This window comes from Aeoliella straminimaris (assembly GCF_024054565.1).
Taxonomy (GTDB): Bacteria; Planctomycetota; Planctomycetia; order Pirellulales; family Lacipirellulaceae; genus Aeoliella; species Aeoliella straminimaris.
Window position 1 is genome coordinate 192,017 of record NZ_JAMXLR010000003.1, and the last position, 15,934, is coordinate 207,950.

Genomic DNA, 15,934 nt, shown 5'->3' on the forward strand with positions numbered 1-15,934 from the left:
GTTGATAACCGGAAAGTCCGTGGACAACAAGCGGATCAAAGCCATAACTTAACTGTCGCTACGTGAGATATGAGCAAGATCACGACATCGGCGCGCAGCGGTAGCACAGTTTGCATTTGGCGGCACGCAGTTGCGCGGCGCGCTTCAGAGAAACAACCGGCAGATGCCGCTGGCCTTCGTGGAAGTGGACAGTCAACTGAAAACGTTCCCCCGGGCTGCCCCGCCTCCAGCGTCTGCGGCTTGGCACAAGGAGAACCCCGTGGCCAACGCCGACGCAACTCCAGTCGCGGGCGACGGTTCGCCGGGCGCAAGCGATGGTAGACCTCATGCGGCGTCTGGCCACCAAGACTCGCATGCGAGGCCGATGTTTGTGGCCCTTGCCGACCAGCGCGCAGATTGGCTGTGATTCTTGCGCGCGAGCGTGTGGAACTCGCACTCTCTGTTAACCAGAACTAGTTTTTCAGGGAAGCCTATACTTCGATCAGAATAGACCCAAAGGGACTCCGAATCGGTAGGTCCCTTGCTCTCAATAACTTGAGTCTCTGCGCTCATGCGCGCATTTTCACGAAGAGGGTTGTGTTCGGGGAGGACGGTGTAATAGGTTCGCTGCGCGCGAATCTTGTCCGGCCCGCAGGTATCGGTTGCTCCAGGGTCGAGCTGACTACAAGTCACTTCCAAGACGTGCCTGCATCGAATCCATCTCCGTGGACAGGTTCTCGGCGGCGAACGCTTCGTCGAGCGTGCTGAGATCCGATGGCCCGTAGTCGTCGTCCAGGTCGTCATCCGCCTGCTGCCATAGCAGCAGGAGTCCGGCGTCGGAGGGAGAAGTGCTGCTCGGGGTGGTGACTGCCATGCCGGGGTCATCCGACTTCTCCCGCTTGGCGGAGTCCAGACCGTTTAAGCTGAGGCCACCCGCAGTTGGCGCGGCTTGAGAGGAATCGCCCGGTGCTGGAGATTCGGCACTTGGCGAACCAGCGGTCGTGGGTTCGGACGCGACACGGGCAGACAGCGAGGCCGCGATGGGGGGCGCCGCCGTCTGACCAAAGTGGTTCTTCCAAACTACGTAGTCCTCCGCATCGACCAGCCCGCTACCATCGCCATCCGCTCCCGCAAAGGGCTCGCCTGCCGCGCCCAACGTGTTCCGCCAGACGACGTAGTCGGCGATGTTCACTACTCCATCTTCGTTGTAATCGCCGTCGAGTACGGGGCTCACCTCGACGAAGACGGTTGCACTGGTGCTGCCACCATTGCCATCGCTGGCCAGGTAGGTGAAGCTGTCGCTGCCATCGAAATCGCGGTTCGGGATGTAAGTGATCGTGCCGTCGGGATTGATCAGCGCCAGGCCGAACTCCGGCAGCGATACGGAAGTCACCACAAGTTTGTCGCCATCGGGATCCGAGTCGTTGGCCAGCACGTCGATTTCGACGGAAAAATCTTCCACCGTGTTGGCAAAGTCGTTCGACGTGGTCGGGTCCTCGTTCACCGGATTGACGGTCACCGTGACCTGCCGGCTGTCGATCGCTCCGTTGGTGCTCTTGACCGTGTAGTTAAAGTGGTCCTCGCCACTGAAGCCGGCGCCCGGCTGGTACGTAATGGTGTTGTTGGCGTTGATCACCACACCGCCATGCATGGCGTTGCCAACCTGGGAGACACTGAGCGTGCCCCCCATTTCGAAGTCGTTGGCCAGCACGTCGATCACCACGGGGGTATCCTCGTCGGTCACGGCGGTGTCGTCCGCCGCTTTGACAATGTCGATGACCTCGACGCCCAAATTCAAGGAACTGCTGCCGCCGTTGCCGTCACTGGCGAAGATTCGGATGTCGTAGATGTTGTCCTTACCTTTATCGGTGGGCAACTCGTAGTCGGGCGGCGAGTTGAACAAGAGCTGGCCATCGGGCGTGAGGTTGAAGAAGGCGGAGTCCGAATCATCGTCGAGTTCGTAGGTGACCGTCTGCGCCGGTACATCGTTATCCACGGCGTTCACCGTGGTGACGAAGGTTTCGTTCTCGAGAATGCTGACACTGCTTGGCGTGGTGAATACCGGGTTGGTGTTCACCGCGCCCTGCACCTCGACGGTGATTGTCAGTTCGGCCCAGTCCGATGGCACAGTCGGCCCGCCTGGCAGTGCCGGGTAGCCGGCGGCGAGCAGTGTTGCGGTCGAGGTATCGTTAATCAGGCCACCGGCGGGCAGGTAACGCAGCGTGATCACCTGGCGGCCCTCGGTATCGAAAGCCACCGAGAAGCTTTGATCGTCCAGCGTGGTGGCAGGTAGCAGTTGGTCGAGGGTACTCGTGCTGCCGCTGGTGAGGACGCTGCTCCACTCGAAGCGAGGATTGACCGTGGTCAGCGTCTCAAAGCCTGGGAAGTCGAAGCCGCCTGGCACATTGGGCTGCCCGGCACGAATGAACTGCATCGCGGTGACTTCGTCGCGGACGTCGGGATCGATGTCCTGTCTGAGTACCGAATCGTCGGCACCGGGCGAAAACAGGCTGGGAGCGGCCAGGGTACCGATCTTGTCGCTGGCGGTGTCGGCCACGTTGTCTTCGTACAGCCGGGCGATGGTGCCGCGAGGCAGCCAGTAGCTTACCTCTTCGGCGTCGTCGTTGAACTCGGAGTTACCGGTGTCGTTGGCCTTCGAGAAATTCCAGAGGACGCCAATCTCGCTGCGGTCATCGATTTCGACCATCAACTGATTGGTGCGGGCCGAGGGCTCGTCGTAAAACTCGACAAACGCTTGCAGCACGCTGGCATCGAATCGCACCGGCACGCCAGCCGCAACCTGCAGGATCGTCTCCGCCCCATCCTCGATGAGCGTCAGGTTACCGGCTTCGAGAAACCGTCCGGCTCCTGCGCGAGCGGTTTTGGTGAACACCCCCTGGTACGTGCTGGCCACGATGCCGCGGATGGGCTCGTTGCCGATCATCACGGTTTTCGATCGAAACTCGCCTATGTTGAGGCGATTGGCTTCACTGTCTTCATGATTGTAACCCTCGCCCGAATAGTACAGCAGCTCGCCGGTGGGCGAAACGTGGCTGCCTCCGACGTGGGCGAAATGCCCCTCCTCGAGCTCTACCTCCTTCGTTCCATGCAGGGTGAGGGAGATGCTGCCTAGCTGTGAGTCGCCCCCGCTGGGCGTCACCGAGACGCGATAGAGATCGATGTAGTCGTCCGGGTCGTCGCCGATAGGGCAGATAATGCCCGGACCGCCACCACAATCGTTTCGCGACCCGATCAGGTACAAATCGCCGTTGGTCTGCGTGATAAAATTGAAACTCTGGTGCGAACTCGGCACGCTATTGCCCGATGTGCTCTCAATGTAATTTACGGGCCACGGTGCATCCGCTGGTCCAATCTCACCCTCGCGACCGTCGATGTTAGTGGTGCTCAAGAAGGCGAAAGGACGAGTGGTCATGTAAGGGGTCGGAACCAGTTGACCAGGGTCGAAGTACTCCTGCTGCAGCGGCCCAAAGTTGAAGCCAGGCGCATTGAAGTCGGTGAGATTCGAACGATAAAACACGACATCAATGTTGTTCTTGGCAGACAGGGCGAGCAGGAAGGTGCCGTCGTCCATTTTGGTCAAAGCCACGACGCCCGCCTCGCCCTGAGAGCCGTCGAACGAATTGGAAAGGTAGGGCGCAATCACTTCTACATTGGGGATGAGTTGCGGGGACACGGGATTCGAGATGTCGTAGAAGCGAATCACGCCGTGCGGTTTGGTGATATCGTCGGTGGGCTGGTAATTCTCGTCGAGTGCACGTTCCAGCGAGACGGCCAGTATCTGTCCGGACGTGTCGAGGCCGCCCACGTGGCCATAGTCTTCGAAGAATACGTTGTTGACCACGCGGTCTTCGGGCGGGGGATTGCCGAACGGAGGATCGAGTGCATTGTCGGTACGCTCGGTAAATCGATTTCCGCCCAGTCGTTCGCCATCATCGGCGGCCGAATCGATTTTCATGACTACGACGTTGCCTCGCGGCTCGGGCGACTTCTCCTCGTCGGGATAGTCGTCTGGATTCTCGAGTACGGAGCCCGACCCCGATTGGTAAAGATACGGAGTGCCGACACCAAACGAACGCGCGATGCCCTGGTAGTGCTCGTCGGACGTGTTCTCGCCCGGGCCCGGGGGTTCCGGCCCGTCGCCATTGCGAGGTTCGGTAGGTGCATTGCCGCCAGGCAAGCCGATCAGCGGTGGGTTGGTCTCCGCATCGAAGTAGTTGGCCGCCAGCAGATCGGGCGAATCCTGAAGAGCAAAAAACGCGTTGAGCACATTCGGCACGCGGAAGTCTTCCTGAATCGTGGCCGCGAGCATCATGCGAGGCTCCAGGGCTTCGATGCCGGACAATCGCTTTGCGGAGCTTGGCGATGCGCTATGGCGCCATCGATCAGCGATCCAGTGACTAGCGGTGATACGACCTGATTCCGTCGCCGCAGAAAGTGGGCCGAAGAAACGCCGTGACCTGTTGAACATCCGTACGCCCCTTAGACAAGTGATGGTGAAGCTCAGAAAGCAGAAAAGCAGCATCAAGCCCGCGTCGCCCCCAGCCCCCCCCTCTGCTGCAGTCCACCACTGTAACAGGTGGGTTTGCCGCCGTCCAACTAACAAACCTCAAAGCATGCGGTAGCCCGCCTTGCTGATGGACGGTCGCGTGATTGGGTTAAGGGTCACGCGACTTCTTAGTTCGCGTCCTCTGTTGCCTCCTGTAAATACATCCACCGCCGCGCCGCTGCGTGTGGTGTTATCCGTCGTCCTCGCGAACCTCTTCCGCACCCGGTGCGTCGGTTGCTCCAAACCGATAAGGCTCCACGAAGATGGACCATCAAAGACGGCGGGCGATCGGCTGGAAGCCGTTTCTTTAGCAGCAACTGCTTGACGACCGACGGGAGCCATCCGTCGCTGCCGGTGTGTCGGCGGATGAGGTGGCCGTGGGCGACTGGCTGCTCTTGTCGGCGGAAGACCACCGCGCCACGATGCGGCTCGACCGGCAGACGCTGCTGTATCGCCAGGCGGTGTCGGCGCCAAACTCCAACTCCGATGATTCGCGGAAGCTAGCCAGAGACAGCGACTTGGCAGCGTAGCTTGCCGCCCCGCTGCTTCACTTCTGCGCGGTTTCAATCGGGGCGGGGTAGTCGGCCAGCTGGGTTTCGGCTGGATTCACCAGGCTTGGCTCGTCGGGCCGATAGCCTTGAAGCAGCGTCAGCTTGCCCGTTTCGAACTCCTCGTAGGAGATCGTCCCGCGGTCGCGCAGCTTTCGCAGTTCGGAGATCTCTTGAGCCATCGTCATCGGCTGCTCGGTGCGGCCCCCGACGCTCAAGGCAAAACAACCGGGCAGGCACATCACGCCCAGCAAGAACAGAACACTATAGCACTTGGACATCCTGAACTACCCACTTCGTGTGACTAGCAAACGCGGCCCGGAAACAAGGTTCCCACCAACTTTCGCTGGTAAGTACCAGATAGATCACATCAGGTCAATCTTCGGCAGAATCGCCCTGGCCGGTTTAACACCAATGGCCACCATCGGCAGGATGGCCGCCGCTAGCAGTGCTAGTTCGCTAGCCGTGGATGGCGCCCGCGCTCGTATAACTTGACTGAACGCAACCGTCTCGCCTGGTGCCACTGCTGGCTTGCCGGGTGCCACGGGAACCGCCCGTGTTTTGACCTGCCATGCAGCAATCCCCCGCCGAGCCCAATCGACAACGAGTTCGGCACTTTGAAGGAGTGAAGGTAGGTGTGGTAGATTAACCGTAGCAGTGTGCAGGCTGAACACCGTTAGCCTGCATTGGCAAAGCCCAATCCTGCCCGGGATTTTGCTATGAAAGCATGCACTCAAGGACCGAGTAGTATGATTTGCCGTGTTCCTGTAAGGGAAACATCCGGTACCGAAACTCGTCCAAAGATTCACTTACAGGGTCAACACGATGGAAAGCCCCCATTTAGATGGTGCCGAAGAGTCTGGTGCGGCGGGTCTGTATCGACAAGCGATTGAGGCTTTCGAGCAGGGAGATCTTGAGTTGGCCCAGAGATACTGCGCGCCAGCGGCTAAGCTCTACGACCAGGATAGCGATACGCGGGTTGCAGACGCCTATCAACTACTCGGCTTGATTGCTTACTGGCAAAATGACTATTCCGCATCAGAAAGCTGGTATACCAAGTCGCTTGCGGTGTACGAGAGAAATGGAAATGAACCCGAGGTGGCCACGACATGCCACTATTTGGGTTCAGCCGCAATTCGCCGTAGCGACTACTCCGCTGCTGCTGACTGGCTATGGAAGTCAGTTCACATTAGAGAAGAATTGGGTAACGAAATTGCTGCCGGTGAGAGCTATCATCAACTGGGTTTAGCTGCTTACCAGTCAGGAGACCTTGCAAGTGCGGAGAGATGGTACGTCAGATCCATTGAACTCGATGAGAAAAACGGGAACACACTTAGTGCAGCAAGCACCTACAACAACCTCGGCGCCGTGGCGAATGCCAAGGGCGACTACCAAACTGCGGAGAAGTGGCTATGGAAGTCGATTCGCATTGGGGAATCGCATGGCAATGAGATTGGCGCTGCAGGAAGCTACCATCAGTTGGGAGTCGTAGCGGATAGCCGTGGCGATCCTGATAGTGCAAGGCGGTGGTACCTTGAGTCATTGGAGATTAGCAGGAAGCTGAACGCCGATAGCGAGATGGCCAAGACCTTCGCCAATCTGTTCGGATTGGCCATGAACGGTGGTGATAGCAAAGAAGCTGAGGAATGGCTGAAGAAAGCGTTGAAGGTGTATACCGATAAGGTGGACATAAAAGCGATGCTCTTCCTTGGTGAGATGGCGGAGGAACAAGGCGAAACGCGCGTCGCCGAGCGAATTTACCGCATTGCTGTTGAAGTTGCGGAGAACCTTGGTGTCGATGGGGTAGAGGCTAAAGATCGCCTTCGAAGCGTTAGCAAAACGGGCTGGCGCGTATTGATGCCACGTTGGAAGTCTTCCTGATACGATAACGCAAGTGGCACTTTAACTCCCACAGAAGCAAAGAACCGGACGCGTGCCGCTGGCCGGGCCTCAAATCTACGGGTGCCACGGGCACTGCCCGTGTTTTGACCTGCCGTGAAGCAACGCCCCAAGAGCCCCATCGCCAACAAGTTCGGCACTTTGAAGGAGCGAAGGTAGGTGTGGTAGATTAACCGCAGCAGTGTGCAGACCAAACACAGTTAGCCTACACTGGCAAAAGCCAGTGGCACCCGCGCGTGGTCAAGAAAAACTGTATTGAAAACATATGCGACAGTTCTTTTTGAAATTTGCCCAATTGCGATGGTCACTTCGCACACAATTTGCCATTACGACACTATTCTGTGTCATGATTTTCTTCGTGATTAGGGCCGGGCTGCAATACTACCAACAGAATCGTTTGGTAAGTGAGTGGCAGAAGGCCGGTGCCATTGTCATTTTTGATGATGACACTGACGAAGTAACTCTGATTGCAGACATGGGACCTGGCCGGTTTAAGGTTGATCGCTTACAGAACCTACCAAAGACGCCACACTTGTCGCACTTGTTACTGTCAGAAACTTCAATCAACGACGACGACCTCGACTGGATTGGATCCCTCAACTCGTTGGAGAGCTTGGCGTTAAATGACACATCTATTTCCGACCAAGGAGTATTGCATCTCAGAGATTTGACCTCGCTTCGGCACCTTCACCTATCCAACACATCAATTACAGATGCTAGTGTTACCGTGCTGGGAGGACTGGTTGACTTGAAGGAACTAGATATCAGCGGAACTCTGATCACACCTCAAGGGCAACAACTAATTGAGCGTATGTTACCGCAGGCCGATGTAATTGGTACAGCTACGAATCCCATTAAAACCGAGTAGGCAAAAGACCCGTATTGATGCTTTGTAAGAAGCTCCCCACAGGTACGAAAGCAACGGACGGGTGGCACTGTTATCGCGTGTGCCACGGGCACTGCCCGTGTTTTGACCTGCCGTGAAGCAACGCCCCAAGAGCCCCATCGGGCGGGGTGGCACTGCCGGCACGTTTCTGGTGCCACTGCTGGCTTGTCGAGGTTGGACCCATGGAGTGAGTCGGAGCAGCTAGTTGGGCCAAACACGGTCCGGCACTTCGACCAGCAGGGCGAGATTCACGAGTTGACGTTCTCGTGCTACCATCGGTGGCCTTTGTTAGAGGACGACTGCCGAGGTGATCGGCCGTGCCACCGGATTGGTTTGCTGGAGAATCTAACTTTACGAGCTACTGTGGCTTCCCCCACAGCACTGCTGGTCCTCCGCAAGCTGGCGAACGAGTAGAAAAATGTGCGACTCGCTGAGGGTTTGAAAAAGCCAAACCACGACAAGCCAGCTGTGCCACCCGCGCGGCCTTGGGAGAATAAAGCAAAAAACCGAGTTACGCCCCGCCAGGATTCCGTTAAATAAAGGGTAGAAGATGCCTTTTAATCGGAGAACCGTGATGAGCGACCCGCCAAATTGCCCAAGTTGCGGCGTCAAGCTGCCATCGGACGCCCCGGCCGGTTTGTGCCCCAAATGCCTAGTGGCCGCCGGGATGGAAAGCGAAGCGGACGTTCGCACCGACCTGCCGATGTCGGACTCCGAAGCGGCAACGATTGATAGTCCTTCACCCGCTTGCGGGTTCATGCCCCCACGGCCGGCGGAATGGGCAGGTAAATTTCCGCAGCTCGAGATTCTGGAAATGCTGGGACACGGGGGCATGGGCGCGGTTTACTTGGCTCGCCAAACCAATCTCGACCGGCTGGTGGCACTGAAGATCATCCGCCCCGAGGCGACACACGACCCCCTGTTTGCCGAGCGATTTAATCGAGAAGCCAAGACACTCGCTCGGCTGACCCATCAACACATTGTGGGAGTGTACGATTTTGGAGAAATCGATTATGCCGAAGTCGGCGATCAATCTGTGCGGCCACTCTACTATTTCCTGATGGAATACGTCGACGGCGCCAACCTCCGGCAGTTGATCCAAAGCGGCGAACTGACCCCCGAGCAGGCCCTGGCGATCGTCCCACAGGTCTGCAACGCGCTGCAGCATGCGCATGACGAAGGCGTCGTGCATCGCGACATCAAGCCGGAAAACATCCTGCTCGACAAACGCGGTCGGGTGAAGATCGCCGATTTTGGGCTCGCGAAGCTGACCACTCGCTCCGAAGCGGAGTTTACGCTCACCGGAACGCATCAGGTGATGGGGACGCTGCGGTACATGGCGCCTGAGCAGTTGGACGGTTCGCACGCCGTGGACCACCGGGCCGACATCTACTCGCTGGGCGTCGTATTCTATGAGATGCTCACTGGCGAAGCTCCGATCGGACACTTCGAAGTGCCGTCGAAAAAGGCGCAGATCGACGTGCGGCTCGACCAGGTGGTACTGCGGTCGCTGGCGCGAGAACCGGAGCGACGCTATCAGCACGCCAGCGACGTGAAGACGGATGTGGAGTCGATCTCCGAAACCACTCACCAGATACAACCACAGCGCATGCCGAATGCAGCAGTCGGTGAATCCGACAAAATGGAGGCAGCTCGCCGGTATGTTCAACGACCAGCCGTAGGCCTCATGGTTGTAGGAGCGCTTTCGACATTAACTCAGATCATCGCGGGAATCGCAGTATGTCTGTGGATCGTGGATCAACTACGAGAAGCGTCGCAATCGTTTCCTCTAGTATTGATTGCCGTTCCAATTATCGCCCTGCTAGGAATCAACTTCTTGTTATCGCTGATAATCGCCTTTGGTGCCTGGAGCATGCTGCGCCTTTCGTCGCTGGGTTGGGCTACCGCCGCCTGTGCATTAGCGCTGCTGCCACTGCCGGCTGGGCCGTTCTGGATTTTGAGTCTGCCGATTTCTATCTGGGCGCTGGTGGTGCTCAGCAAGCCGGACGTTCGCCATGCGTTTCAGCAGGCCGCATCCGCCGCTAGGTCGACCGCGGAGCAGATTCGATGGCCAAGCAGGCTACTCATCATGGCCGGCGTGATTAACCTCGGACAGGCCATTCTTTGTACTGGCCAATATCTGCAACATGTGCCACCCCCACAAATTCGTTGGCAGATTCTGGGAATCTTTATCGTCACTCCGATTGTGTTGGCAGTCCTGCAAATCGTCAGCGGTTTGCAGATCAAGAGGTTTGACGCGTTTGAACTTGCCGTTACTGCGTCCGCTGTTTCCCTGCTGCCCCTATCGTTGGCCGCGGCGATAGGTATACCCGCGGGCATCTGGGCGTTGGCGGTCTTGTTCAACTCCGACGTGAGGCGAGAGTTTAAGCTGCGGAACCTTGCCGCCGAGCAAAAGCAAACTGGCCCAACGAGAGGCAACGAAGCCGACGGGCTGCCACGTCTCTCCCACAAGGCAGTCGTAGGCGCCATCCTGGCAACGATCTCAGCCGTGGCTGGCGCCGTCACCGTGTACGGACTCATGGGAGATCCACCACCGCTTGATTGGCCATTTGTCTTGTCCTTTTGGCTTGCGCTACTAACTGGATTGGCAAGCGCGTTCGTTGGAGCAATGGCTCTTCACGATTTTCGATACTCAGCAAGGCGAATCATCGGGATAGAGATTGCTTTCTTCGATATCGTCTTCTTCCCGTTAGCGCTGCTGGACGGGACGATTTTTGCCATAACCTACTTCGTTGTCTCCGCCATCAACCCGAATTGGAAACTTCCTGATGCTGCTATCTCCTTGGTGATCTCACTGGTGATCTGCATACCAGTGAATATCTGGATCGTCTTCCGGACCTGGCGGGCTATACGCGGCGGCCCCGGTGTATTGATGGACGACTAGAAGGCATCGCCTCCACCATCTCCAGTTCCGTCAGAACCTCTTCGTTGCCTTCTGTTGTATTTGTCGCCCTCTGTTCTCTCCGTTCCCTTCTGTTTTTCTCACTACTGGCACCTCGCGGAGTTCGTCCCCAGGCACGCTGCGGTCCGAATTCTTGCGAATCCGGCTACGACTGGATCCACGTGAAAACCGGGCGTTTGTGCTTGGTTTGTGCTCATTTTTTTACACTCCGCGGGCTATAACGGGGATGCGGTGAGTACTGTACGCATGTTTATTTCCCCCAAGAGCTGGAGAACCGAAAAATGGCACGACCACGAGTGTTGGACGATGTGAAAAAAGGCGAGATCATCGCGCTGATTTCGACTGGTGTGAGCATGGCGAGCATTGCTCGTTATGTCGATTGCGACCGGAAGACGATTAAGCGGGAGCGCACGGTTGACGAAGATTTTGACCTCCGCGTGCGGCGGGCGGAGATGGCGGTGCAGCTCCGGCCGCTACAAGCCATCCAGCGGAAGGCGGACACGCACTGGCGGGCCGCGGCGTGGTTGCTCGATCGGCAGGAGAAACGGCGGCTCGAGCGGCAAGCGCGACGGGATGCGGCCAATGCGGCCGATAAAGTGACGCTCACTCGTGTGGAGCTGGTCAAACTTGCCGGGCAGGTGAAAGATGCGGTGCTCTGTGCGGCCGTGTTTCGGGAAGATGAGGCGTATCTGGGCCGGAAGATCGATCAGGCGTTCGTGAACCTGGTGCCGGAGTTGGCGGCGAAGCCGGGAGACACCCTGCCACCCTACGAACCTGCGTGGTGGCCGAGAGATTATGCGCCGGGGGAAAGGACCAGCGATTTTGCCACCAACGATGCCGCGACGGACTCCGCCCATGCCTCTTCAAACGATGCTTCCGGCGCCTCTTCCAACGATGCCGCACCAAATTCTCCCGTAGCACCGCCTGAGGCTCAACCGGAGACGTTGCCGCCGATGGACGAGCCAGTGGTGCCGCCGAAGTGGGTGCCGCCGCGGGGGCAGACGTGGCAGCAGTCGGCCAGGAATCTGGAGAAGCTCAACCCAGCGCGGTATGGCAAACAGCCGTCGCCCGGCCTGGTGGTCGATTGGGAGGCGCTGCAGAAATTTCGCGACGACTTGATTGGGGTGATCAAGAAACAACGCGCTGAGTCAACTTCGGAACCGGCCTCTGAACCATGCGGGGAACAACGCGGGGGGACAAACTCTTCACAGGCACCAAAAGCGTCGGAAAAAGCAGTGGTTTGCCAGCCGTCGCCGACGAAAGGGCCAGGGAGTTTTGGGCCCCCGAATCTAGATCCCGGAAGTTGTCCCAAAATTAATCAGCTGAAATAGCCGGACCGCCACGCGGTCCGTGAGGAGTTTTCGCTCGGTTGATTGTGGGCTGATTGCTGGGGGCTCGTGGAACTCGACCCCAGGCACCTAGCGGCGTTGATGGTGGGGGCCACCGTCTGGCGACGGTGGCTACGGGGAAGGTGCGCGCGGGGCGTGGTTGTTGGTCGGTGTATAAACGGAGACGCCGCCGCCGGGCCCAGAGACCCGACGACGGCGCGAGTTGAGTATCGTGCGTTTCTTTCTCGGTCCGCTACGGAATCGCGGTGCCGAGCAGTTTCGCTTCTTCCTCTTCCTGGATGATGATGCGTGGTGTGACCATCATCATCAGGCTGTCGGTTTCGCGGCCGATACCGACGTTGCGGAACAGGCGGTTGATGTACGGCACCTTCGAGAGGAGCGGCACACCGAACTCGTTACGTCCTTCGTTCAGCCGTTTGATACCGCCGAGCAGCACCGTACCACCGTCGGGCACACTGACCGTTGTTGTCACACTGACGAACTGGAAGGTCGGCAGCTGAACAGTCGTACCACTGCGGATGATATCCTCGGCTTCGTCGTCCTGCAGCGTGTTACCTTCGGCATCGTCGGTCGTGCTGCTGGAGGAGCTGGTGGAGGTTGTTCCCTCGAAGGTGAACTCCTGCACGTCGCCAATCTCGCTGAAGAATGGCACCACCGTCAGTCGGACGTAGCGTCGGTCTTCGGACACCACGGCCTGGATGGTCATGAGTGTACCTTCGCTGAGCACCACGATCACCGGTTGCTGTGCGGCGGCAAACTCGCCCACCACTGGCACCACGCTGATGACGAATGGCCTCTGCGAGGTGTCGGCGACGAAGGCTTGCTGACCGTTGAACAGCGTGACCTTGGGAGCGTTGAGCACGTTGCTGCGAGTATCGCCCTGCGAAGCATTGATGAGGAAGTAAGCCTCAATGTCGCTGAGAATCGCGAAGCCGAAGGAACTGACGTCCATTGGCGTACCGAAGGTCGGCACCGCCAGGCCGAAACTGTTTTGCCGGAACGGAATGTCCAGGTCGTTCGTGAAGTTGGGGAACTCGCCGTCGACCAGACCGACCACCGAACTCGGGAACTCACCTTCGTAGGCCTGACCGGGTTGCAGGGTGCCTCCTGGCGGCTGGTTGTTCTCGATGTTCACATCGAAGTCGATACCGATACGTTCGAAGAAGCTGTCACTCAGGCGAATGAACCGCACTTCGATGGTGACCTGCAGGTCCTGCAGACGACGCAATTGCTCCAACAGGTCGGCGATTTGCTCGTGGACGTCCTGCGTCTGGCTGATGACCAGGCTCAGGTTGGTGGGGAAGGGACGAATTTCCGCCTCGGGTCCACCGTTTTCCACCCAGGTGTCGCTGGCGACCGTGGAGATGATCAAGTCGATCAGCGAGTCGAAGTCGGCATTGGCCGCACCACCGAGTCCGCCAGGACCACCGCCAATCGGCAGGTTGGTGGGAGCACCGATACCGGCACCGCCGCCGGGCATACTTGGTTGAGCGAGCGCCGTAGGAGGCACCTTGCCTTCGGTAGCGTCCGCGTTGACGAACGACATGGGACCGTGGCCGAACGCTCCGGCACCGTAACCCATCGCGGCATGAGCACTGTTGATCAGGCCCTGCAGACCAATGTTGTTATCGGGCACGAAGTTCGGAATCGGAATCACCAGGTCGGCAACATCGTACACGTTGGTGTAGATCTCGCCTTCCTTCAGGTGTTCGCTGGTAATCTTCAGCACTTCGTCCTTAATGACGTAGCTGAGGTGCAACTGCTCGAGAATCAGGTTCAAAGCACTCTTCAGGGAGATCTCATCATTCACGTTCAGCGACACTCGGGTGTCACTCGAGACGCCTTCCTGATTCAAACCACGCAGGTCGAGCACCATGTTGACGCCGGTGGCCTTCGACAGGTCGTCGATCACCGTGGCCAGGGGCTCGTTCTGGTATCGCACCATCACCGGCTTGCGAAGACTGGCTTCGATTTGCAGCTCTTTCTCCGAGCGATGGCGGTTGCGATCGCCGCGTCCCTTGCGGCCACCGGCGATGTCTTCCCAGTTTTTGGGGAACACCATCTCGCGTCCATTGGAAGTCGTGGCAATGGAGGCTTCGTCCACGTCGGCGAACGCCTGCCAGTAGCTGCCTTCTTTCCGCTCGCCAATGTCGCCATTGATATTGTGGCGACGCAGGTTCTTGGCGGTTTGCCAGATCTGCTGGGTGATCAGCTCGTTGGGAGCCAGTTCGCGAAGTCGCTGAGCGACTTGCTCCATCTCGTAGTAACGCTGATCTTCGTGAAGCTTGTTGAACTCGTTGACCAACTCGGCGATCTTCTGCTGCACTTCGAGTTCCAACTCGTTGCGGCGGTCGATCTCGGCCAGGATGGCTTTGTTCTGCTCGTCTTGCTCCAGCTCAGCACGATGCTCGCGGAAATACTGCTCGACGTCGTTGCGTGTGATCTTGATGCGTCCCAACAGACCACGCTTGGTCTCGTCCTTCAAAGCACTCTTCGAGACTTCGGATTCCATCTCGTCGAGCATCTTAATCGCCTGCTTGGGATCCTTCTGCAGGATCTTCTTGGCGTCGACCTGTACCTGGCTCACATCGGCGTAGAGCTTGCGTGCCAGCACCAACTGCTCGCCCTCGAGCTTGTCGAGATCCGACGATCCGGAGGCCGGGGGAGTATCAATTGGCTCGACCGGCGAAGCATTCGGAGCCACGTCCAAAGGCTGCGGCGCGGCGGTCAGCATCCGGAGGTGGCTATCGAGCCGACCGCGAGAAACTTCGTCCAGATCACCCCGATTGGCGTTCGCTTGCTGGAACAACTCGAGTGCCCGCTCGCGATCCTTGTCTCGCAGAGCCGACTCACCCGCTTTCAACAGCGACTCAGCACCACTGGCCGGGAGAGCCTCGGCCGCAGGAGTAGACGCGGTGGGCTGGGGCACCTGCGCGATTCGCAGTTCGGTGACGCCTGGCTGATTTTGCGTGGTCTCCAGATAGTTGGGACCCGTTTGCATCATGCCAGTGGGATTGGCGTAGCGGTTTCTCTCCGGCACGAAGTCGAGCGTCGTGGGAGAGCTTTCGGGCTGAGCCGTGGCGGGATAAGCCGAGGGAGCCATCTCTTCCAGTTCGTTCATCGGGGGCACCGGGTTCGTGGGCCGCAGTTGCGGCAGCGAACCAGGCAGCTCCTCGCGATAGTTGCCATAGGGGCTTTCGGCAGTGGCCGGCATCACATTGGTGTCGACCATCCGCGTGGGAGCGGCGACGTCCGGTCCCGCGGAGGGGAACGGATCGAGCTGCGACTGCTCGGCGTTCTGTGCCTGCGTCAGTTGGCGACGCACCGAGTTGGGCGTGTCGCCAAAGTGAAACAGGGGATAGCGGACCTGTGCCTGCTCGGCGCGAGAGACCAGCTTATCGGCTTGGGCAAGGTCGCCCGTTCCGATGGCCTGCTTCGCCTGAGCGAGCAACGCGTCAACGTCCTGTCGAGACAGGGCCGGGGCCGCTTCGCTGGTGGTGGTGGACTGAGCGGCGGCCTGGCCGGCTATGCCGACCACCAGACCGAGGCCCAAGAGCATTACGATTCTAGACATCCGTGTCGCGTTCAACTCAACTCTCCTTGTTGCGATGGATCACATCGGCAGCGTACCGTCCTCGCTCTGCCATCCGTGGCGTGGGGAACGGTAGTCGATTCCGAGAAATTACGGAAGACGTTTTGCGTTAGGTCCTGGGGAGGTGTTTCGAACTACCATTCGCTGCTGGCATTCGCGCCGCGAATACCGTTAGCGGTGCAAGTTCGAAG

Annotated in this window: 8 protein-coding genes; 5 read left to right on the top strand and 3 right to left on the bottom strand. The window is 58.6% G+C overall.

Features of this window, described 5'->3' with window-relative positions; genetic code table 11:
* Positions 1-661: 661 nt before the first annotated feature.
* Positions 662-4,342, bottom strand: a complete 3,681-nt coding sequence (locus tag NG895_RS00755; protein ID WP_252850524.1) for an Ig-like domain-containing protein — start codon at positions 4,340-4,342, stop codon at positions 662-664.
* Between the two features lie 560 nt (positions 4,343-4,902).
* On the opposite strand from NG895_RS00755, the gene NG895_RS00760 reads away from it, so the two are divergent.
* On the top strand, positions 4,903-5,076 hold the full coding sequence (locus tag NG895_RS00760) for a hypothetical protein (protein WP_252850525.1): 174 nt from the start codon (positions 4,903-4,905) through the stop codon (positions 5,074-5,076).
* A 17-nt stretch (positions 5,077-5,093) separates the two neighbouring features.
* On the opposite strand, the gene NG895_RS00765 is transcribed toward NG895_RS00760, so the two are convergent.
* Positions 5,094-5,375: an SHOCT domain-containing protein gene (locus tag NG895_RS00765; RefSeq protein ID WP_252850526.1), complete on the bottom strand. Its 282-nt coding sequence runs from the start codon at positions 5,373-5,375 to the stop codon at positions 5,094-5,096.
* Between the two features lie 544 nt (positions 5,376-5,919).
* Here NG895_RS00765 and NG895_RS00770 point away from each other — a divergent pair.
* The 4 genes from NG895_RS00770 to NG895_RS00785 all read left to right on the top strand — a co-directional run bounded on the left by NG895_RS00770 (position 5,920) and on the right by NG895_RS00785 (position 12,133).
* Complete coding sequence (locus NG895_RS00770; protein ID WP_252850527.1) at positions 5,920-6,975, top strand: tetratricopeptide repeat protein; 1,056 nt, start codon at positions 5,920-5,922, stop codon at positions 6,973-6,975.
* Positions 6,976-7,339: 364 nt separating this feature from the next.
* Positions 7,340-7,861, top strand: coding sequence for a leucine-rich repeat domain-containing protein (locus tag NG895_RS00775; RefSeq protein WP_252850528.1), 522 nt, complete (start codon positions 7,340-7,342; stop codon positions 7,859-7,861).
* A gap of 592 nt (positions 7,862-8,453) precedes the next feature.
* Positions 8,454-10,784 (top strand): protein kinase domain-containing protein, encoded by a 2,331-nt coding sequence (locus NG895_RS00780; protein ID WP_252850529.1) that lies wholly within the window; start codon positions 8,454-8,456, stop codon positions 10,782-10,784.
* 299 nt (positions 10,785-11,083) lie between these two features.
* Positions 11,084-12,133, top strand: a complete 1,050-nt coding sequence (locus NG895_RS00785; protein WP_252850530.1) for a hypothetical protein — start codon at positions 11,084-11,086, stop codon at positions 12,131-12,133.
* Between the two features lie 250 nt (positions 12,134-12,383).
* Here NG895_RS00785 and NG895_RS00790 read toward each other — a convergent pair whose 3' ends face one another.
* A complete protein-coding gene (locus NG895_RS00790; protein WP_252850531.1) occupies positions 12,384-15,725 on the bottom strand; it encodes a general secretion pathway protein GspD in 3,342 nt (1,113 codons plus the stop codon).
* Positions 15,726-15,934 lie beyond the last annotated feature (209 nt).

Bases quoted from the DNA above. Each gene is read 5' to 3' on its own strand.
- NG895_RS00765 (WP_252850526.1), bottom strand. From the start codon at position 5,375: ATGTCCAAGTGCTATAGTGTTCTGTTCTTGCTGGGCGTGATGTGCCTG.
- NG895_RS00775 (WP_252850528.1), top strand. From the start codon at position 7,340: ATGATTTTCTTCGTGATTAGGGCCGGGCTGCAATACTACCAACAGAAT.
- NG895_RS00780 (WP_252850529.1), top strand. From the start codon at position 8,454: ATGAGCGACCCGCCAAATTGCCCAAGTTGCGGCGTCAAGCTGCCATCG.
- NG895_RS00790 (WP_252850531.1), bottom strand. From the start codon at position 15,725: ATGTCTAGAATCGTAATGCTCTTGGGCCTCGGTCTGGTGGTCGGCATA.
- NG895_RS00770 (WP_252850527.1), top strand. From the start codon at position 5,920: ATGGAAAGCCCCCATTTAGATGGTGCCGAAGAGTCTGGTGCGGCGGGT.
- NG895_RS00785 (WP_252850530.1), top strand. From the start codon at position 11,084: ATGGCACGACCACGAGTGTTGGACGATGTGAAAAAAGGCGAGATCATC.